The sequence below is a fragment of the Tessaracoccus sp. MC1756 genome (assembly GCF_014164735.1).
In the GTDB taxonomy this organism is placed as follows: domain Bacteria; phylum Actinomycetota; class Actinomycetes; order Propionibacteriales; family Propionibacteriaceae; genus Arachnia.
This window is the reverse complement of record NZ_JACJFZ010000008.1, coordinates 84,900-103,785: the sequence shown is the minus strand read 5'-3', so window position 1 is coordinate 103,785 and position 18,886 is coordinate 84,900. Positions and strand designations below refer to the sequence as shown.

Below are 18,886 nucleotides of genomic sequence, written 5' to 3'. Positions count from 1 at the left end.
GCACCGCGGCGGCCTTCTCCTCCTCCGAGTACCGACGCGTCGTCGGCTTCCCCGGCACCTGTTCCTTCGGCATGACTCCATCCTCGTTTCCAAGACCAGGAGTCTCCAACAAACTCAGTGCGATTCACACCTAAACATTCAGCAGTCCCGAGCAGCGGGCTGGCGACGTTCATGCCTTGTTGGAGCTACGCAGCCCAAGGCAGAGCCACCTAGCGCTGGTCAGATTGGCTTCGGCGGTACTCACGACGAGGAAATCGTTGCGACATCTGGGCGGGTGAGATACCCAGCACGCTGCCGATGACGTTGGATGGAACTCGTTCCCGCTGCAGTTGGCGGACGAGTTGCGCCAGTTCCTCAGCATGGACGTTGACCAGTCTGGCCTCCTCGTGCACGCTGAGCTGCCGCCAGCGGGGGCGTCGCATCCGTTGTTGGTCGACCGTTTCTTGGCGATGGGCTTTGCAGGCGTCGCAGAGCTTTGCGGCTGTGATGAGAATGGTGTCGCAACTGGAACAAAGGTGAGGCCGGCGACGCGCTGTGGCGCTTCGAATCCGAAGTGAGCCTTCGAGACCGTGACGTTCTCGGTAGGAGTCAGCTTTGATGCCGTGCGCACGGCTCACGTGTTGTCCGAGAGCGGCGAAGCGATCACCGCATTCATGGCAGAGCACGCCAAACTCGTCTACGTCCAGGATTCCGTACTGCCCTCGCCCACTCTGATCCCCTGTGACCGGCTCGAGATAGGTGGGCAATGTGCCGGTGACTCGGAGGCGCTTCTCATGGCGCGCGCAGAGACCCGAGTCACCGGGCTGCTCAGGGCAGCGGTGTGCGGCGCAGCGTGGAGCCATAGAGCGAGGCTAACTGCAGGAGGGTTCAGGGCGGCAGGTGTCCGGCGGGTGCAAGAGGAAGGGTGCCATGCCGGGTCACAAGCTCTAGCTGCTGCTGCTGAGCCATTGGCGTCGGCGTGAGACTTCCAGTCCTCGTGGGGTGAGGTCCAGGTCAGCGTCTTCTCCGAGTGCGTCAGCTACTGTCTGCCGGGCCATTTCGGAGTGTCCGGTTTCGACCATGATGACGGCGAGGTCGAGTCTTGCGGTTTCGGAGTCCGGGTCTGCTTGGAGGGCGATGTTGGCTGCTTGGCGGGCTGCTTCGAAGCGGCCGGCGTGGAGGTGGTGGGTGACGAGAATATGGGCGACGTCGCCGATGGCGCAGACCATGTGGTGGTCGATGCGGTCACCTTCGAGGAGCCAGGTCCAGCCGGCGGGGCGCAGCTGGTCGAATGGACGACCGTCGACGAGTGTCAATGCCATCTCCAGGTCGCCGATGCCGTCAGGCCCAGCGGATAAAGCTCGCGCACGCAGACGTCGGAACAGGTCGACATCGACAAGGAGGTCCTGGACCAGGTAGAGCCCCACTCCCCTGTTCTTTGCTTCGGGGGAGGATTTCGCATCGGGGATGTGTGGCTCGCGGGTGCGGGGGTTGGTGCCTACCCATTGCCGCAGGTTGGAGAGCACGGTGCGGGCCCTTGGTACGGAGAGTCCGAAGGCGTTGGCGATCTGCTCGCCGGTTACTCCGTGTGGGTGGAGTGCGAGGTATGACAGCGCTTCGGTGTAGTAAGCCTTCTGTTTGGCCATGGGCTTGCCGTAGCAGCGGGCCTTGACGGGCCCCAGGAGCGACAGGCGGGGATAGGGGCACCTGTCGGAGAACCATGCCCGCGCGTCGTCGTCGAGCGTGGGATCCCGGCTCTCGAGCTGCTCGACAGCGCCGGCGTTCACGCACGGCGCCAGGACGGCCAGGTCATCGTGAGTGGTTGCCGTCGCAGCGAGGTATGCCTCGTCGGGTTCTGGCAGGAGAGTGGCGATGGCGATGTCGTCGGTTCGCACTGCTCGATGTTCGGCGAGGAGGTTCCCGGTGATGTCTGTCAGGTCGTCGGCAGGCTGCGGGGGAAGGTCGTCTTGCGTTGTGGTGTTGAGGAGGACTGCGCAGCCGGCGGCCTCATCTTCGGTGAGCCCGACGGCGGTCAACTCCATCCCCAGGCCGGTGACTCGGCCCGAGCCGGTCAAGTTCAGCGTGCCGTGATCGCGGCTTCCCGTCACCAGCGCTACGCCGGTGCTTCCGGGGTGTGCCGCGACGAAGTCGGTTGTCTCGGAGTGATGCTCTCGCGGGGTGAGGATGGCACCTGCTCCCCACATTTCGTCCTCGGCCTGGGTTGCTCGACCCTGCCGCGTGGTGTGGCCGCTTCTGGTCGCACGGAGCTGATTGCGCTGTGCGAGGGTGAGGAGTTCGGCGTCGTCGGCGTCGAGTCTTTCTGGGGCCATGGGGACGGCGTCGGCGGCCGGTCCGTGACAAGAGACCCGCACTCCTGCGGACCATGGGTTGACGGCCAGTTCGGCTGCGAGGTACCGCGTGAAGTCGGCGCGCATCACCTCGTCACCGGTGAGGGTCACGTGTCCCAGTGTTTCGAGGTTGATCAGCACGACCCTGTCTGCGCTGTCGGCGCCGATGGTCACCAGGAGCGGGTAGGCGCACGGGCTGTCGCGAATCTCCGGTCCGACATGGTCGGCTGGGACCGAGTTGGGCAGTGACCATCCGTCGGGCTCACGGACCCAGGGTGCCTGCAGCATGTTGTCAGTGATCAGGTGGATGGTGCCTTCGCGTGACACAACGGCAGCCTTGATCTCTAGGGTGCCGTGGAGGCGGCGGAGGACGGCGTCGAGTCGGTTCACCAGCCGGGCGGATAGACCTGCGGCGATGTGGGCGGTCATCTCGATCGGTGCAATATGGGGTTCGGCGACGGCGATGGTCCTGCCGGGTCGGCGGGTGCGGAACTGCTCTCGCCGCCGACGGGCCAGGAGCGAGGCAAGTCCTGCGCCGAGGAAGGAGCCGGCGCCGATTAGTCCTGCCACTTGCCAGTCGAAGGCCGCGTCCGTGTCTGAATCATCGGAGGATGAGGCGAGGGAGTCGGAAAGCTGAGCCGCAGACCTCGAGAGAGCCGGTGAGGCTGTGGGTGACGCCTCCGCAGAGGGACTAGCGGCCTCCGGAGTGCTGATGACGCGGGGAGGTGGAGCAGGGGGCGTCTTGGGGTCCTGCCGGCAGGACGGGATGTTGTCCCCGGTCCTGTTCGGGGTCGGTACAGGTTCGGTGGGCACGGGGAGAGGCTCAGGGGGGCCTTCGACCTGTCGGGTTGGCAGTTTCAGTATCCAGCCCACGTCGATGAAGTCTGGGTCCTCGAGCGCGTAGCCCGTGTGTTGTTCGATGCCCCGGTTGAGTTCGTAGAGTTCCGGCCAGCGCTGCGGGTCCTCCAGATGTTCCTCGGACAGTGACCAGAGACTGTCGCCACGCTCGACAGTCACTGTCGCCGCTTCCGGTGCTGGCTTCGCGTCTTGCGGCCTGGCCAGCTGGGCGGCTATTGGTGCTGCCGGGTTGGCGACCGGGATGGGAGGTGCGGCCACCGATGGTGTTGGGGCAGCGGTCGCGGCGAGGGTGCCGATGGCTGCCATCACCAGGATACGGATGGCCGGTTGAGCAAATGATCCGCCGGGCAACGATGGGGGTTTGATGCCTCGAAGTGCGCCCACGGTTTCGGTGAGGATTATCGCGGTGGTCCATAGCCACAACACCCATGCGGCCGCCCACACCAGGACCAGGAGGAACCGGCCGTTGTCGGGAGTCAGCAGCAAGGTGGACAGCGCACTCCATGACGGGAGGAAGCCCGGCAGCTGACCCAGTTGCAGCAGCAGCCACGGCGCGGCGAACACGGCTGCTGCGATGACGATGGTCGCTGCGAGTCCTCGGACAAGTCTCATTGTTCGCTACTTCCCATGACCGACTTCACGGTGGCTGAGCCCGCCTCGTTTACGGGGAGGCCCGAGATCCCGATGATCGAGAGGAACTGCGTCTCGTAGCGGCCGGTCACGACCACTGTCACCGTGTCCCCACCCCGAACGCTTGTGCTGCCGCGATAGGGCGATCCCGCAACGTAGGCGCTCGCGGCGCGGATGGCGCCGTGAACGTCTGGACGGGCCCTGCCGGAGTCGAGGGTCAGATGTTGTCCTCCGGCCCGCGCCGCTTCGGCGGCAATTGCCCTGGCGTCCTGCGATGCTGCGGTGTGCCCGGCGAAGTCGACCCCGATCCCGACGATCACTATGAACGCGACCAGGGCGACAGCCACCCACACCGACACCATCCCCCGCTCGTCGGGAGCAGAGCTGAAGGTAGAGATTTCGGTGTTGTTCATCAACGGCTCCGATACGTGTCCACGGGCGACGTTTTCGTGGCGGTAACCACTTTCGACAGCGGCATGCCAGGGAGGCCGACTCCGAAGTCGACCTCACAGGACACCGTGACAGAAACATGCGTTGAGCTGCCGAGCGCGGCGCGCAGCCCTCCCGCGTCCACGTCCACGCTCGTGGCGAGACAGGCGATGCCAGATTCGGCGAGAGATGCCCCCGCGACTGACTGTGCTGCCGACGCCGCTGAGGCGGGTTCGCGTTCGATCGAGGCCGCGCGGGCGGCCTGGGCCGCGGCGGAGGAGACGGCCATGCCCGTGAGGGCCTGGCTCGCCAGCACGACTAGGAGTCCGACGATGAGCAGGAGCGCGGGAAGGATGATCGCGGTTTCAACCGCGACCATCATTCCGCGCTGGTCTCGATGCTTCATGGTCATGGTTCGTTGACGTTGACGACCTGCACTTCAGCGATCCTCATCGTTCCTGTGCTGTCCAGGTCCATGGTAAGGATGCCGCTCTCTCCGATGCCAGCCCAGTCGATGACCCAGTGGGAGGTGGCGGTGACGGAGTACTCACCGTCTTTGGCGTAGAGGTGGCCGCAATCCGGGGAGGCCTCGTTGTGGGTCCAGATGCTCTGCCACGGAGTACCGATTTGGCACTCGATGATCGTGCCGTCACCCATGTCCCACTCGACCTTGTCCACGCGGGCGGTGGCCGAGACACTGAAGCCCCGCTCTGACACGGACCGGGTGATCGGGCCCCAGTTCGAGGCAGTGGCACCGTCGACCCACATCCACACGTTCCATCCGACATAACCCAACGCCGCGGGCGAGCGCTGCTCCAATGGCGGGAAGGTGCCCATCTGGATCGGCTGGAGCTGCATCCTTGCCACAGCGCGACGCGCCAACTCTTCCGGGTCCGGAGGTGCAGACAACTCCGCTGTGCCCACCCATCGGTCCCATCCGGTGTTCCAGCCGCCCTCGGTACCGATGCGGCATTCCACGATCAACCCGGTCGTGTTGCCCTCCCAGATCACGTCCGTGATGGGAGGCTGGGTCGGCTTGACACGCGCGTAACACTGCAGATCGGGCCGCCACGGAACGCCGAACTGATAACACGGGATCTGCGCCCCACCCGAGGAGTGGCACACCGATGCAGCAGCGCCTGATTCTCCCCGCTCACGACGCGCAGGCATAGCGGAGCTGCCCTGTGAACCGGGTGTTTCGACGCGCACAACCACAGAGTCCTCATTGACGAAGGCTCCCCCACCCGCCTCGGCTAGAGCAGGAAGAGGTCCAGCCAAGGCTCCTAGAGCGAAGCCCAGGCCCAGCGTCAAGCAACGGGTTAGCATGACTCCACCGGCTCGCTCTGGCCGCCGTTGACCTTCCATCGATCACCCACGAGGACAATGTCGAGTTGAAAGTCAACGAACCGACTACGTTGCGGGTCCAGCACCGAATTGCCGGCTTCGTCGACCATGTCGCTGTTGGTGGAGTCGCTGCAGACGCGCACCTCGACGGACTTTATGCCCTCGACTTCCACCACCGGGCCTACGCCCTTGTAGGTGTACGTTCGCTTACCGACTTGGACGACGCCCTTGCTACGGAAGTCGTTGAGCACATTGGCCTCGGCTGCAGTGTGTTCCCCAGTGGTGATGTCAGCGACCTGCTGGAAGTCAGCGTTGGGGTCGCTACGAACCGCATTCAAGGCACGGAAGTACTCCTCCGCGGCTGCTTGGGCGGCTTCCTGTTCGGGTGACAAGGTGCTCGTCGGGGTGGGGCTGGGCGACGGGCTGGGTGCCTCGGTGCTGGCCGACGGGGTGGGTGTCGGCTGCGCCGAGGTTGTGGTGCTGGCCGCTGGTGTCGGCTCCGGTGTGGGGGTGACTTCCGAAGTTGGGGTGCACGCGGCCATGGCGGCGAGGGCGAGGAGCGCGGCGGGGGCGAGTCGGTGGTACATCGTCGGTCCTTGTCAGGATGAGGTGAGTCGTTGGGTGGGTGCGGTAGCGGTAACCTCGACGGCCACGGGGAAGCCGGGGATCAGCCGGTGTGCGGTGCCGGTGACGGTCGCCGTGGTGGTGATCGCCCCTCGCTGGACAGAGACTGCGTGTGTCTCGAGTGAGCCGTTGTCGGCGGCGGCTTCCGCTGCGGCGTGTCCGTGGGCGTCGGTGGCGTCGAGGGCTGCGGCGGCGCGGGCTGCGTCTTGGGCGGCGGCCTGGGCGGTGGCATGGGCCCAGCTCAACATGGCCCACTGCATTGCCAGCCACAGGACCGACAGCACCAGGGGGAAGAGGATGGACGCGAGGACGCTGGAGCTGAGTCCGCGTTCGTCGCGTCTAGCCGGGGAGGTTGCCCTGCACATAGTTGGTGATCACGGTGATGATGATGACTGCCACGGCAACGGCGCCGGCGAGGAGGATCGCGTTTTCCGTGGACTGGGACAGTCCGCGTTCGTCGCGTCTGGCGGGGGCGGTGAGCGAGGCGATGAGGTGGCTGTAGAGGTAGAGCATGGTGAGTGTCCTTTCGGTCTAGAGCATTCGCAGGAGGGCTGGGGAGATGAGGGTCAGGGCCAGGACGAAGACGAGCAGTGCGACGGGCACGGCGATGCGTTCGGAGGCCTGGTTGGCTCGGCTGATCTGGGTGTTGAGGGTGGCGTTGCGCATGGTGGCGGCGCGGGCGCGTAGGGAGTCGTAGACGCGGGTGCCGTCGGAGCCGCCTAGTCGCATGATGTCGGCCAGGTCGACCAGGTCGGGAAGGTCGAGGGCTTGGCCCATGTCTGCCAGCGCGTCCCAGGGGGACTGGCCGGTGTAGTGGGTGCGGCGCAGCACGGCGGCGATCCGGTCGAAGACCCAGGAGTCTCCGGTGTCGGCGGCGTGGATGAGTGCCTGGGGGACGGTGGCGCCGGAGAGGCGTTCCAGGGCGACCATTTCGACGAAGGCGCCCAGGGCGTAGCTGAACTCTTCGCGTGCTTTGCGTGCCTTATCGCGCAGCTCGTTGCTGGGGAGCAACCACATCATCACCGCAAGCGCCACAGAGCCGATCGCCGGAATACCGAGCGGCATGGACCAACCCAGCATCGCCAGAATAAGGCTGATGACCGGGATCAGGAGCAGGCCGATTGCTGCACTGATGACCTTGGAGCCGTACAGGGACGCTGTGGTGCGGCCCAGCAGCGCCAAATCCTTCTCAGGGGCGGCTCCCCACAGCAGCGCGGGAAGGTGACGCTGCGCCCACTGTCCAATGGTGGTTTCGGTGTCGCGGCGATCCCTGGTCGTGACGGGGTCGGGGATGTGGGTGGCGGGCTGGAGCCGGGCGATGGCATCTTTGAGGTGAACGGTGGCGGGCAGTGCCCAGGCGGTCAGGCAGGCGACGCCACCGAGGATCAGGGCCCCGGACAGCATGGCCAGTTGCAGGCCTGTCATCGTGTCACCGCCTTGCTGGGGAGGTCGTGGCCCATGAACCGCGGTAGGGGTTGGGCACGGGCGATGCGGCCCATCCACGCCAGGACCAGCAGGAACATCGACATGAATCCCAGCAGCAGCAGTTGTCCGATCGGGGTGCGGTAGGGGTCGACGTAGCTGCCGGCGGTGAACAGGCCGAGCAGGAGCAGCGCGGAGATGATGGTGATGATGCGGGCGGCGGTCTTGGCTTTTTGTTGTTCGGTTTCGACCTGGCGGCGGGCCCGCACGTCGGCGTCGATCGATTCGGCCAAACCTTGCATGGCGGAGGCCACGCCCGGTCCCCGTCGCTCGGCGGCCAGGATCAAGGTGGCGACGAACAGGTCGCCGGTGGCGTCGTCGAGTTCGTCGGCGAAACGCCGCAGCGCTTTTCCTGTGGGCCAGTTTGCCCTGACCCTGGCGGCCAGCCGCCCGACCTCAGGGGCCAGCGCAGCGGGGACGGAGCGCGCGGCATGCAAGATCGCCTGCTCCAAGCCCCTACCTGCGGTCAAGACCCCGCTGAGGCCGCGCGCGAAATCGGCCAGGGCACCGAGCCGCTTAACCCTGTTTTCGCGGCGCCCCGACCAGCTGCGATATCCCATCACCGTGACCGCTGGGACCAGGATCAGCGCCACGAGCCACCCGGTCAACAGTGTCAGCACGGCGCCGCCGGCCACCCCCGCCAACGCCAAGGTCTTCTCGGTGGTGCGCAGTTTGGGTTTGCGGGACTTCGGGCGGGCCGGGCGGACTGGTTGCGGAATCAGCGCGTAGATCAAGGCGAGGATGCCGGCGACAAGCAGCGTGCCGGACAGGGAGGCGATCAGCATCATGGGTTCAGCCCCCGTTGTGCGTGGAAGCTGGCGTAGTCGAAACCGAAGCGTTCCAGGTCCCGGAACCGGTCCGGTAGCAGGACCGGGGCGGCCTGATAGGAGCCGGGGGTGGTGGCGAAGATGGTGGTGGTGGCGTAGCCCTTGGCGTCTTCGCCGGGTTCCACCGCGATGATCTCGCTGACCCAGCGCCGTTTCTGCCACCCGCCGCCGGGCAGGGGCACGGATTCGACCTGCAGTTGAACGATCAGGTCGATGTCTTCGGCGATGACGTTGAGGGCGTATTCGCGGGTGATGTTGGCGCCCTCTTGCGTGGCACAGGTGACAAGTTTGCGGATCGCTCCTTCGCCGGAGCGGGCATGCGTGGTGGACATGGACCCGGAGCCCGATTGCATGCATTTGAACATGGTCACGATCTCGGATCCGCGGACCTCACCGACGATGGTGTAGGACAGGTTGGCTCGCAATGAGTCCTCCAGGGCTTCCCGCACCGTGTACTCCCCGGCGCGCCGGCCGTTGAGGCCGATCTCCCCGGAGCCCGGGTTGGCCTGCCACTCATGGACCACCTGATGGTTGCCGGTGTCCTTGAGGTACAGCTCGTACTCGGTTTCAATCGTGCCGATCTGGACATGCGGCGGCAGCTCGTGTGCGAGGGCGCGCAGCATCGTCGTCTTCCCGGTGCCCTGATCCCCCGACACCACCAAGGACAAGCGTGCCTGCACCGCTGCCGAGAGGAACGATGCCGCCAGCGGTGTCAACGATCCCAGCCGCACCAGCTCCTGGAGGCCGGCGTCGACGAGGCGGTTGCGGCGGATGATCACGGTGGGTTTGGAGGTCACCCAGGCGGAGGCGAACAGGCGGGCCCGGTTCGGCAGGGACAGGTGCAGTTTGGTGGCGGCCTCGCTGAACTCGCGCGGTTTGGGTTGGTGGGCGGCCATGAAGGTGAGGTATTCGATGAGCTGTTCGTCGCTGGAGGCCACCGGCGGGGCCTGCACCAACTCCCCGTTGCTGTTTTCGACCAGCACGTTGTCGTGGCCGGAGATGATCACGTTCTCGATCGAGTCGTCATCCAGATAGGGCTGGAGCCGGCCCAGCCGGAACACCGCGTCGAACAGGGCCTGGGCCAACTCGTCTTGATGCAGCAGCGTCCAGGTGGCCTCGCCCCGCACGGTCGCGGTGCGGGACTCCTCCTCCAGTACCTGCCAGATGATCTCGCGGCCCACCTCTTCCCGCACACCGGGCTCGGGATCACGTTCGGACAGTTCCGCAGAGACCCGTTCACGCAGCGACGCCACCAGATCCCAGTCCACCTCGCCCGCAAATACCCGCAGCACCCGCGGCGCCGGCCCCGCCGCAGGAGACATCCGCGGTGGGGTCGCCTGATGCTGGGGTCCCTCGCCGTTGATACGGAAGGTCCCCCGGGTGCGGCCAGGCGGCGGCAGGGGTTGGGTGAACAGCGCCAGCGTGGCCGGCGCAACCGAGGCTGCGGGGGTGAGATCACTCATAGCCGACCTCCTCACGCCGATCAGCGCGCCACCGCAGGCTCTCCGCGGTCTGCCGCAGAGCCCTGCGCAGTTCCGAGGACTTCTTAGTTTCCTTGATGCCATGGCTGAACACCGCGGCCTCGGTGGGGGCCCAAGGCAATGAGACGGTCACGTCGCGTTTGACCACGGATGACACCTCGCGCGCGGTGTAGGGACGCTTCGCGCCGATCAGCGCGACGTGGGTGGGCGCGTCGGTGGGGATCTCGCAGGCTGCGGCAGCCGCCACTGCCACCAGGTCGCTGCGCAGCACCAGCAGCAGCTCGTCCGCAGCGCGGGCCAACGCCATCGGGAAATGCTGATGACCCAGGCGGCCCAGATCCAGCAGGACATCGACGTCCATGCCCGAGAGGGACCGCAGGCGTAGGGCCAGAGCCTGCCACAACTCGGTCAGGCTGCCGGCCTGCGCCGCACCCGCCGGGCCCGACACGAACGAGGCATGATCGGCGATCCGCAGCGGCATCTCCCGCAGCGCGTCATCAAGGCGGCCCTGCCGATGCGCTGCCCACAACTCCACCAGGGTTCCCGGGTGCTGCACCGTGCCGCCGTAGAAGCCAGCCAGAACGGGGGAGCCCCCCACCGGGTCGGCATCGACCAGGAGCACCTCGCCCGGCCACTCCAACGCCAACCCCAACGCCGTCGTGGTCACACCCGGTGACCCGGCGGCCGAAGTGAACGCGAACACGGCCATGCCTAGTTGTCCCGACTATCCAGGACCAGAGCCACCCGTCCCAGCGCCGCCCCCGCCGCAGCCTTGGGCGCGTCGTCCTGGCCGACCTCGACCGAGACGCCGACCTGGCCAGAGGCCTCATCGCGGGCGGTGGCCACCACGGTGCCGGGGATGATGACATCCACCGAACACTGCGGCGCCGGCCCCTCCGCGTCGACCGGGGAAGCTGCGGTGCCGGCGGCGCAGGCGTAGGCGGGTTCGGTCAAGACCACCCGGACCCGGTCACCGACCTGCAGCGGGATCGCCGGCTCGGCGCCCGGTGGCAGCGACAACCCCACGACCGTGCGTCCCGTCCCGGGCACCATCGCCGGGGTCGCAGCGTCAGGTCCGATCAGGGACCCGGCGGCGACATCATGGGCGGCGCGCTGCCCCACCAGGTCCGGCAGCTCTGTGGCCGGAATGTAGCGCAGCTGCTCGTTGGGGGGCATGTGCACGGTGGTGAGCTGGTCGGCAACCATCACCTCGCCACGGGCGATCGCCACCCGGGCCACGACCACTTCAACGTTGTCGCGTCCCGTCAGATAGATCCAAGCCCCGCCGGCGGCACCCAGCAGGATCAGGAGCACCGCCCCCACGGCCAGCGCCGGTCGCCGCCGCGTTCGCACACTGGCAGCCGGCTCGGCCCGCTGCTGGGTCGTGCCGTCAACGGAGGAAACCTGATGCATCGTCACACCCCTATCAACCCCAACTCGCGACACCTACAGCGGCAACCAATCTGCCGCCCGTCCCCTGGCGTGACCTCGGCCGCATCGCCACGAGTCACGACGTCGAGGAGTTGTCAGGAGTCAAACACATCAAGGGGTCACCGCCGGGCCCCCACCCGGAGGCCTGCGGCCCTCCCGACGCGGGTCGGCTGCGGGCACCGATCCAGCGCGCAGGGCCATCGCCAGATGCCGCAAACTCCCTGATTCCGTGGCCTCATCGGCCGCCAGATGCCTCAAATGATCGATCCCCTCCCAGACACGCCTCCCCGCGGTCGAAGCAGTCAGCCCCAACCTGTCAGCGACCTCGACCATCGTCGGCGCGCTCTCGCCCAAGCGACCCATCCGGGCAGCCACCGCGTCGCGCAGCCGTGGCGGGACCAACGCAAGGAGTTGCTGCGCGCGCTCCCGCTCGGTAGCCGCCACCACAAGGTCCTCCGGCGAGGCAGCCACGCTTCCGAAAACCTGCTCCGACTGGCTGTCTCGCAGCTTCTGCTCACCCAGCGTCTCGCTCGCGAACTCCAAACGTGAGGCCGGGCGGGCCAACTCGTGCAAGAACTCGAACCGAGCCGTCGCATACGAGTAGGTCGTCCATGAAGCCTTCTGAGGATCCCACCGGCCGGCTGCCTCCATCAGCGGCACCACAGCACTCTGGATGAACTCCTCTCGGCGGGGCTCAAAGACCTTCTTCGCCCAGTGCCGCACCATCGGCAGACCCGCCTCGGCGATCGCCGTCCTGGCGCGATCCCCCAGCTCCACGAGGCACCCCAGCTCAGCATCAGAGGCATCCCCCACAGCACGGCGAGCCTCCGACACCCCCGCCCGCGCCGCACCCGCCAGCACCCCGGCGTCCCGCAAGCGGGCCAACTCCTCCAGCCCGGCCCGGTCCGACAACACCACCTGCTCCACATCAACCACTCGGGACGATCCCGGTTGCGGTTCAAGTTGCGGCACGACCGGTCCGGTGCTGGACGCGACCGGCAGAGCCGGTCGAGCCGTAGCCGTGATCGTTGGCTCCACCGATCGTGAGGTCACCAGCGGTCGGAAGGACGTGGTCACATCCGACTTCGGCTCAAGCTCAAGGGCAGCAGTGACCAGCTCCGCGGTCTCCCGAAACTCGGGAGGAGTCACCGCCAACGCGGCGACCAGGTTGCCGCCGAAACCAGTACGCACCAGCTGCTCCAGCACCTCGAGTTCCGTGGAGTCGCGGACCGCCAGCTGCAGCGCAACAGTCGCCCGACGCAGACCGTCCATCGGCACCGGCCGGCGCGGCACCATCTCACGCCACACGACGTGGGCACGATCCCACCCGGCGCTACTTGCCTCGACAGCATCCAGCAGCCGCCCTTGCCCCACCCCATCAACGAGTTCATGCCGTTCAAGAAGGAAAACGCCCTGCCGCAGCAGCGCCCGCTGGGTCCAGGCCACCGTCAACGCCGTCTCCGGCGACATGTGCCCAGCCTCAGCGCTGACCGCCAACCCCCAACCGCGTAACGCGGACCCCACCGGGCCACGCCGCGGGTGTCCTTCGAGCAGTTCGCGTTCGACCCCCGACAGTAGAAATCGTTCCGTGGGACTGGCCGACCGGGTCGCGGCCCGTGTGGCCTGCAACGTAGCCAACCGCACAAGGCGATACTCACCCGGTGTGACCTCGTCGCGAGCTCCTGCGCGCTCGACTTCGAACGGAGACTCGGCCTCTCCTGAGCTGTCACCAAACAACGGGGCAAGAGCCGCAGCGCGGCGGATGGCCGGATCCCGGCCATCCAACAAGTCGTTAAACTGGGCCATCAACTCGACCCAGGCACCGGGCAGAATTCCATCGTGGACCAGCCCGGCAGCGCGGACGGCCGCCTCCTGTAGCCCGACCATCTCAGCAGCCCATCTCGGCCGCCAGAGTCGCCAACAACGCCACCAACATGCGGCCAGACGGGGTCAACTCCGCCGAATCCCACTGCGCAGTCAACTGTGCGGCGCGCGCTACGCACTCGCGCACCGTGGTCGGCAACTCCGGCGCAACCTCCGGCTCCCCGCACGCGACATCCGACGCGAGGTACATCCCAGCCGTCACATCCAGCAGCCACCGATCGGCGCATACGTCGTGAACAGCCAGTTCGTTCGCGTGATCCAGGAGGACGAACACTTCGTAATCTCTGGGCATCGACATGAGTCCTCTTTCCTTCAGACGAGGAGCGTTCTCCTCGGTTATGTGATGGCGGCGTCGTCTCCCGATCCACGGTTATCCACAGGAGGCACACGACCCATCGTTCTTAGGAACCCCGGCGGGGACGGTGCTCAGCGACAGGCCAAGGGAGTTCCGCCCGGAGGTGTCGCAGTCGATCCCGTGGCGGCGGGTGAGCTTTCAGTAACTCGGATTCCCTCTCCGCGACGAGGCTCTGAATGGCCGGGCCCATGGCGATGACGCCGGACTCCGACGCCAGCGTCGCGTTCTTCAGGGGGCGTCAGCCGGGCATCAACATTCTCCTCACGGCTGTGTTATCGAGGCCGAGATGCTCGTAGACCTCAAGCCCGCAAAGTGTGGGGCCCTCACGGTGAATACTCTCGATGGTTCTTCTTCAGCTTCGTGACTTCACGCGGCTCGAGGCCGCACAGCGCTGCGGCCTCCGCCGTGGACACGGCCAAGCCCTCAAGCTCGCACAACGCAGCCGACATGCGTTGTTCGGCCAGCTTGGCGACTCGTTCGCGTTCCAGGATCGCCGTTGTGGCCTCCACGACCAGATCCCGGATCCTGGCTTCGCGTGCCAAGTGCTCTGCCCGCCGCTTCTGGAACTGCTGGGCCGCTCGTCGTCTCGCTGTCTGCTTCAAGCTTTGGGACATCAGTGCCTCCTACGAGAAATCACGTCGGATGAGTGCCGGTCGGGATACGCCGCTCGACGTGAAGATCCCGCCAGGGCTCGTTCATGCACAAGGAGCCTCTCCTCCCCAGCGCACGACGCACGCCGGGCAACGCACAAGGGGCCTATCGAACGACAGCAGCCTCAGTCGTCTGTCGAGCGCCTCGTCGCCCGCCGCATTTGCGAGCCTCTCGAGGTCGTCCCTGTACAGCGGTAGCCCGTGGGCCCCGCCGCACAGAGGACACTCCACTCGCACCCAGTAGAGAAGGTCGAAGTCGGAACGCCGCCCAGAGTGGCCCCCGTCGGCGAGATCCTCATTTGTCCGCGATTGGGCATCCGTGCATGGCGCTGTCCGGGTGTGGCTCATACCTCTAAGAACCCCATCGAGGCACGCCCAGCGCGAGGCGATTCCTTAGCGTTATCGAGCGGTTGCGAATCTGCCGTTCAGGAGGACAATGCGGGCGGGCAACGTCGTCCCGTCCTCTTGGTGGCACGTCGACCCGGCCAGGGTTGGCAACGTCTCTGGAGCGATCTTTGAGTCGATCGGGCAATACGCGGGGCCCTCGCATCGGCATTGGCCAAAATCATCTTGGAGGTGCGGTGCGCCACCCACAGTTCGCATGGCGTCAGCGCGTTCCCGGTGGGCAGGAGCACCTCAGCGATGAAGCCTTGGGAGCGTCCCCGCGACCCCCTCAGACGGAAGGTCTCTGCTCTGGCGACCGGGGGTGTTGCGCTCATCATCCGGCGCGGCAATGCCGAGAACCCTCGTCAGCACTCGACGCGATTTGTCACCAATTTGTCACCGTTTTCGCCAGCAATAGTAAAACCCCTAGTCACCTAGGGGTTCATTGGTGGGCCTAGCTGGACTTGAACCAGCGACCTCATCCTTATCAGGGATGCGCTCTAACCGCCTGAGCTATAGGCCCGCTTACCGACGACCAACTGTAGCGGATGACTTCCGCTCCCTGCAAACTCAGGCCTGCGGTGAGCAATTGGATGGGGTCACGGCGCGACACGCCAAGAAAACGACGCAAAACCGGCCGTGAGCCCATCCAATTGCTCACGGCCGGGTAGCGGCTGGGAGGTCCTGACGGACCAGGGATCAGTCTTCGGCGAGGGTGACCTCGAGGCCGCCCATCACCGTGGCCGCCAAGTTGTACAGGAAGGCGAACAAAGTGGCCAACGCCGTGATGATGACCACGTTGATGGCCGCGACGATCGAGGAGAACCCGAGGATGCGGTTCACGCTCAGGATCTGGGTCACGTCGAACTCGGTGTCCTGGTCCCCCAGGAGCTGGTTGAGCAGCGTGTTGACGTACTCCAGCGTGCCCGCCCCTGCCAACACGGACCAGATTACGAACGTGGCCACCACGAGCATGATGCCGAAGGCGATCGCGAAGAGGAACGTCGTCTTCATGACGGACCACGGGTCGATCCGTGCCAGACGCAGGCGAGCCTTGCGGGTGCGGCGCGGGCGGCGCGTGGTGCGCACAGGCGCTGCACCCTTCTCAACCTTCGGCTCGGCGACCTCAGCCAGCGGCAGCGGATCCGCGTCCTCGGCCTCACTCGCGCTACGGCGGCCCGGAGGCACGGCGCTGGCGCCACCCCGCGTCGGGGCACCGAGGGGTGCGGGGCCGCCCGGGCGACCCTGCACTGGGGGCTGCTTGGCGCCGGGAGGTGGCACCGGTGCGGTGCGGGCCGTAGGCGCGGAACCGAACGCGGGCGCCACCGGCATCGACGCCCACTCCTGGGCGGCACGGGCCGCGCGTTCGGCGACCCGGGGCGCCACCGACGAGGACTTCCCGTCGTCGGCGGGCTTGCCCTGCTCCGACGGCGCCCCCACGGGGCGCTGTGCGCGGGTGTCCGGCTCAGGAGCCGACTGCGACGACTTCGCCGGCTCAGCCGGCTTGTCCGACCGGTAGGGCGAGAAGTCAAGACCGGGGCGTCCGTCGGCCCCGGGCCAGCGCGGCGCATCACTCATCGACGGTCTCCTCAGGGCTCACTTCCGTAGCCTCCTCGACCACGGTTTCCCCTACGGTACCGTCTGCCGGCTCCTCGGTAGCCACCTCTTCTTCGGTGACCTCAGTTTCGGGGTACAGCGCGATCACACTGACCTCGTCCTCACCGCGGACACCGACGAACTTCACGCCCATGGTGTCGCGGCCCTTCGCAGGCACGTCCGAGACCGCGGAGCGGGTGACCTGACCCGAGACCTTGATCGCGATGACCTCGTCATGCTCACCGACGATCAGGCCACCGACGAGCTTGCCGCGGTCCTCGTTCAGCTTCATGGCCTTGATGCCCAGGCCGCCGCGACCCTGCACGCGGTACTCGCTGACAGAGGTGCGCTTGCCGTAGCCACCGTCGGTGACCGTGAACACGTACTGTTCAGACTGATCCTCATCGGCGCGGAGCACAGCCATCGACAGCAACTCGTCGCCCGAGCGGAACTTCATGCCCGTCACACCGGACGTGGCGCGACCCATCGGACGCAACTGCTCGTCGTCTGCCCGGAAGCGGATGGCCTGGCCCTTGCGCGAGATCAGCAGGACGTCGTCGTACTCGGAAACCAGCGACGCGCCGATCAACTCGTCGCCCTGCTCGCGGAAGTTGATCGCGATGACGCCGGCCTGGCGCGGCGAGTCGTAGGCCTTCAGGTCCGTCTTCTTGACCAGGCCGTTCTTCGTGGCCAGCAGCAGGTACGGCGCATCCTCGTAGGAGTCGATGGTCAACACCTGGGCGATCCGCTCGTCGGGCAGGAAGCTCATCAACCCGGCGACATGGCCGCCCTTGGCGTCGCGACCAGCCTCCGGCAACTGCCACACCTTGCTGCGATATACGCGGCCGAAGTTGGTGAAGAACAGGATCCACTGATGGTTGGTGGTGGTGAAGAGATGCGCCACCTCGTCGTCGGCACGCAGCGACGCACCGCGCACGCCCCTGCCGCCGCGCTTCTGCACGCGGTACAGATCCGCGCGGGTGCGCTTGGCGTAACCGCCGTGCGTGATGGTGACCACGACGTCGTCGTTGGGGATGAAATCCTCATCGGAAAAATCCCCATCAGCCGCGACGATCCGGGTGCGGCGCTCGTCGCCGTACTTGTCGACGATCTCCTGCAACTCGCTTGCGATGATCCGACGCTGCCGGGCCTCGTCGCCAAGGATGTCCTTCAGGTCGGCAATCCGACGCTCCAGCTCGGCCAAGCGGTCGACGATCTTCTGGATTTCCATCGACGCCAGGCGGCGCAGCTGGGTGTCCAGGATGAAGCGCGCCTGCACTTCGTCGATGTCGAGCAGCTCCTGCAGGCCCTGGTTGGCCGCATCAGCGGTGGCGCTGGCGCGGATGAGGGCGATGACCTCGTCGAGCATGTTGAGTGCCTTGACCAGGCCGCGGTCGAGGTGGGCGGCGCGCTCGGCCTCATCCAACTGCCACTGCGTGCGGCGCCGGATGACCTCGAGCTGGTGCTTGATCCACAGCGAGATGAACTGGTCGAGGCGAAGGGTGCGGGGCACCTCCTCGACGATGGCCAGCATGTTGCAGCCGAACGTGTCCTGCAGCGACGTGTGCTTGTACAGGTTGTTCATCACGACACGCGGCTGGGCGTCGCGCTTGAGCACGATCACCAGACGCTGGCCGGTGCGCGCCGACGTGTCGTCGCGGATGTCGGCGATGCCCGTCAGGCGGCCCGAGTTGACGAGGTCTGCGATGCGCAGCGCCAGCGTGTCGGGGTTGGCCATGTAGGGCAGCTCCGTGATGACGAGGAGTTGGCGACCGTTGCGGTCCTCCTCCATGCCTATGACCGCGCGCATCGTCACCGAGCCGCGCCCGGTGCGGTATGCCTCTTCGATGCCCGAACGCCCGACGATCAGTGCGCCGCCGGGGAAGTCTGGCCCTTGGATGCGCTGGATGGCGGCTTCGAGCAGTTCCTCGCGCGACGCGTCGGGGTTGGCCAGCGCCCACTGCACCGCGTCGTTGACCTCACGCAGGTTGTGGCTGGGGATGTTGGTGGCCATGCCCACCGCGATACCCGTGGAGCCGTTGACCAGCAGGTTCGGGAACCGGGCGGGCAACACCGTCGGCTCCAGCTCGCGGTTGTCGTAGTTCGGACGGAAATCGACGGTGTTCTGCTCGATCTCGCGCACCATCTCGACGGCGGGGTTGGCCATCTTGGTCTCGGTGTACCGCATGGCTGCGGCCTTGTCGTTGCCCTGGCTGCCGAAGTTGCCCTGACCCGCCACGAGCGGCAGGCGCATGGCCCACGGCTGCGCGAGACGCACGAGGGCGTCGTAGATCGCGGAGTCACCGTGGGGGTGGTACAGACCCATCACCTCACCGACGACACGGGAGCACTTGTTCCACCCGCGGTCAGGGCGGTAGCCGCCGTCCCACATGGCGTAGAGCACGCGGCGGTGGACGGGCTTCAGCCCGTCGCGCACGTCGGGCAGCGCACGCCCGACGATGACGCTCATCGCGTAGTCGAGGTAGGAGTTCTGGATCTCGACCTGCAGGTCGATGGGATCGATGCGGCCCAGCGCGGGTGCCTTGAGTTCGTCCTTGTCGACGTCGTCAGCCATGCGTCAGTG

18 protein-coding genes and 1 tRNA gene are annotated in these 18,886 nt (G+C 66.6%); all 19 read right to left on the bottom strand.

Features of this window, described 5'->3' with window-relative positions; genetic code table 11:
- Positions 1 to 209: 209 nt before the first annotated feature.
- The 19 genes from H5393_RS14735 to gyrA all read right to left on the bottom strand — a co-directional run bounded on the left by H5393_RS14735 (position 210) and on the right by gyrA (position 18,877).
- Positions 210 to 422 carry a hypothetical protein gene (locus H5393_RS14735; protein ID WP_255436545.1) on the bottom strand — a complete coding sequence of 71 codons (213 nt, stop codon included), beginning with the start codon at positions 420 to 422 and terminating at the stop codon, positions 210 to 212.
- A 504-nt stretch (positions 423 to 926) separates the two neighbouring features.
- Complete coding sequence (locus H5393_RS14145) at positions 927 to 3,797, bottom strand: tetratricopeptide repeat protein (RefSeq protein ID WP_182767208.1); 2,871 nt, start codon at positions 3,795 to 3,797, stop codon at positions 927 to 929.
- Entirely contained in the window at positions 3,794 to 4,228 is a 435-nt protein-coding gene (locus tag H5393_RS14140) for a pilus assembly protein (RefSeq protein WP_182767207.1), read from the bottom strand. Before H5393_RS14140 ends, H5393_RS14145 begins: the two co-directional genes overlap by 4 nt.
- Positions 4,228 to 4,650 carry a TadE/TadG family type IV pilus assembly protein gene (locus H5393_RS14135; protein WP_182767206.1) on the bottom strand — a complete coding sequence of 141 codons (423 nt, stop codon included), beginning with the start codon at positions 4,648 to 4,650 and terminating at the stop codon, positions 4,228 to 4,230. The genes H5393_RS14140 and H5393_RS14135 overlap by 1 nt, the downstream gene beginning before the upstream one ends.
- A gap of 2 nt (positions 4,651 to 4,652) precedes the next feature.
- Positions 4,653 to 5,255, bottom strand: coding sequence for a hypothetical protein (locus tag H5393_RS14130; protein WP_182767205.1), 603 nt, complete (start codon positions 5,253 to 5,255; stop codon positions 4,653 to 4,655).
- A 308-nt stretch (positions 5,256 to 5,563) separates the two neighbouring features.
- On the bottom strand, positions 5,564 to 6,175 hold the full coding sequence (locus H5393_RS14125; protein WP_182767204.1) for a hypothetical protein: 612 nt from the start codon (positions 6,173 to 6,175) through the stop codon (positions 5,564 to 5,566).
- Between the two features lie 12 nt (positions 6,176 to 6,187).
- Positions 6,188 to 6,577, bottom strand: coding sequence for a TadE/TadG family type IV pilus assembly protein (locus H5393_RS14120; protein ID WP_182767203.1), 390 nt, complete (start codon positions 6,575 to 6,577; stop codon positions 6,188 to 6,190).
- On the bottom strand, positions 6,552 to 6,725 hold the full coding sequence (locus H5393_RS14115) for a hypothetical protein (RefSeq protein ID WP_182767202.1): 174 nt from the start codon (positions 6,723 to 6,725) through the stop codon (positions 6,552 to 6,554). The genes H5393_RS14120 and H5393_RS14115 overlap by 26 nt, the downstream gene beginning before the upstream one ends.
- 18 nt (positions 6,726 to 6,743) lie before the next feature.
- Entirely contained in the window at positions 6,744 to 7,637 is an 894-nt protein-coding gene (locus H5393_RS14110) for a type II secretion system F family protein (RefSeq protein ID WP_182767201.1), read from the bottom strand.
- Entirely contained in the window at positions 7,634 to 8,482 is an 849-nt protein-coding gene (locus tag H5393_RS14105; protein ID WP_182767200.1) for a type II secretion system F family protein, read from the bottom strand. The genes H5393_RS14110 and H5393_RS14105 overlap by 4 nt, the downstream gene beginning before the upstream one ends.
- Complete coding sequence (locus H5393_RS14100; RefSeq protein ID WP_220488452.1) at positions 8,479 to 9,984, bottom strand: CpaF family protein; 1,506 nt, start codon at positions 9,982 to 9,984, stop codon at positions 8,479 to 8,481. Before H5393_RS14100 ends, H5393_RS14105 begins: the two co-directional genes overlap by 4 nt.
- The gene (locus H5393_RS14095) at positions 9,977 to 10,705 is read right to left on the bottom strand and encodes a hypothetical protein (RefSeq protein WP_182767199.1); all 729 of its coding nucleotides are present in this window, start codon (positions 10,703 to 10,705) and stop codon (positions 9,977 to 9,979) included. Before H5393_RS14095 ends, H5393_RS14100 begins: the two co-directional genes overlap by 8 nt.
- Before the next feature lie 8 nt (positions 10,706 to 10,713).
- Complete coding sequence (locus tag H5393_RS14090) at positions 10,714 to 11,415, bottom strand: SAF domain-containing protein (protein ID WP_182767198.1); 702 nt, start codon at positions 11,413 to 11,415, stop codon at positions 10,714 to 10,716.
- 129 nt (positions 11,416 to 11,544) lie between these two features.
- Positions 11,545 to 13,320, bottom strand: a complete 1,776-nt coding sequence (locus H5393_RS14085; RefSeq protein WP_182767197.1) for a sigma-70 family RNA polymerase sigma factor — start codon at positions 13,318 to 13,320, stop codon at positions 11,545 to 11,547.
- Position 13,321: 1 nt separating this feature from the next.
- The gene (locus H5393_RS14080) at positions 13,322 to 13,615 is read right to left on the bottom strand and encodes a hypothetical protein (protein ID WP_182767196.1); all 294 of its coding nucleotides are present in this window, start codon (positions 13,613 to 13,615) and stop codon (positions 13,322 to 13,324) included.
- Between the two features lie 380 nt (positions 13,616 to 13,995).
- Complete coding sequence (locus tag H5393_RS14075) at positions 13,996 to 14,286, bottom strand: hypothetical protein (protein WP_182767195.1); 291 nt, start codon at positions 14,284 to 14,286, stop codon at positions 13,996 to 13,998.
- Positions 14,287 to 15,152: 866 nt separating this feature from the next.
- Positions 15,153 to 15,229 (bottom strand) — tRNA-Ile (locus H5393_RS14070).
- 176 nt (positions 15,230 to 15,405) lie between these two features.
- A complete protein-coding gene (locus H5393_RS14765) occupies positions 15,406 to 16,284 on the bottom strand; it encodes a DUF3566 domain-containing protein (RefSeq protein ID WP_182767194.1) in 879 nt (292 codons plus the stop codon).
- The gene (gene gyrA / locus H5393_RS14060; RefSeq protein ID WP_182767193.1) at positions 16,277 to 18,877 is read right to left on the bottom strand and encodes a DNA gyrase subunit A; all 2,601 of its coding nucleotides are present in this window, start codon (positions 18,875 to 18,877) and stop codon (positions 16,277 to 16,279) included. Before gyrA ends, H5393_RS14765 begins: the two co-directional genes overlap by 8 nt.
- Between the last annotated feature and the right edge of the window lie 9 nt (positions 18,878 to 18,886).

Excerpts from the sequence above, each read along its gene's own strand:
- H5393_RS14105 (WP_182767200.1), bottom strand. The coding sequence starts at position 8,482 with ATGATGCTGATCGCCTCCCTGTCCGGCACGCTGCTTGTCGCCGGCATC.
- H5393_RS14765 (WP_182767194.1), bottom strand. The coding sequence starts at position 16,284 with ATGAGTGATGCGCCGCGCTGGCCCGGGGCCGACGGACGCCCCGGTCTT.
- H5393_RS14075 (WP_182767195.1), bottom strand. The coding sequence starts at position 14,286 with ATGTCCCAAAGCTTGAAGCAGACAGCGAGACGACGAGCGGCCCAGCAG.
- H5393_RS14110 (WP_182767201.1), bottom strand. The coding sequence starts at position 7,637 with ATGACAGGCCTGCAACTGGCCATGCTGTCCGGGGCCCTGATCCTCGGT.
- H5393_RS14125 (WP_182767204.1), bottom strand. The coding sequence starts at position 6,175 with ATGTACCACCGACTCGCCCCCGCCGCGCTCCTCGCCCTCGCCGCCATG.
- H5393_RS14115 (WP_182767202.1), bottom strand. The coding sequence starts at position 6,725 with ATGCTCTACCTCTACAGCCACCTCATCGCCTCGCTCACCGCCCCCGCC.
- H5393_RS14090 (WP_182767198.1), bottom strand. The coding sequence starts at position 11,415 with ATGCATCAGGTTTCCTCCGTTGACGGCACGACCCAGCAGCGGGCCGAG.
- gyrA (WP_182767193.1), bottom strand. The coding sequence starts at position 18,877 with ATGGCTGACGACGTCGACAAGGACGAACTCAAGGCACCCGCGCTGGGC.
- H5393_RS14080 (WP_182767196.1), bottom strand. The coding sequence starts at position 13,615 with ATGTCGATGCCCAGAGATTACGAAGTGTTCGTCCTCCTGGATCACGCG.
- H5393_RS14145 (WP_182767208.1), bottom strand. The coding sequence starts at position 3,797 with ATGAGACTTGTCCGAGGACTCGCAGCGACCATCGTCATCGCAGCAGCC.
- H5393_RS14140 (WP_182767207.1), bottom strand. The coding sequence starts at position 4,228 with ATGAACAACACCGAAATCTCTACCTTCAGCTCTGCTCCCGACGAGCGG.
- H5393_RS14085 (WP_182767197.1), bottom strand. The coding sequence starts at position 13,320 with ATGGTCGGGCTACAGGAGGCGGCCGTCCGCGCTGCCGGGCTGGTCCAC.
- H5393_RS14135 (WP_182767206.1), bottom strand. The coding sequence starts at position 4,650 with ATGAAGCATCGAGACCAGCGCGGAATGATGGTCGCGGTTGAAACCGCG.
- H5393_RS14100 (WP_220488452.1), bottom strand. The coding sequence starts at position 9,984 with ATGAGTGATCTCACCCCCGCAGCCTCGGTTGCGCCGGCCACGCTGGCG.
- H5393_RS14120 (WP_182767203.1), bottom strand. The coding sequence starts at position 6,577 with ATGTGCAGGGCAACCTCCCCGGCTAGACGCGACGAACGCGGACTCAGC.
- H5393_RS14735 (WP_255436545.1), bottom strand. The coding sequence starts at position 422 with ATGCGACGCCCCCGCTGGCGGCAGCTCAGCGTGCACGAGGAGGCCAGA.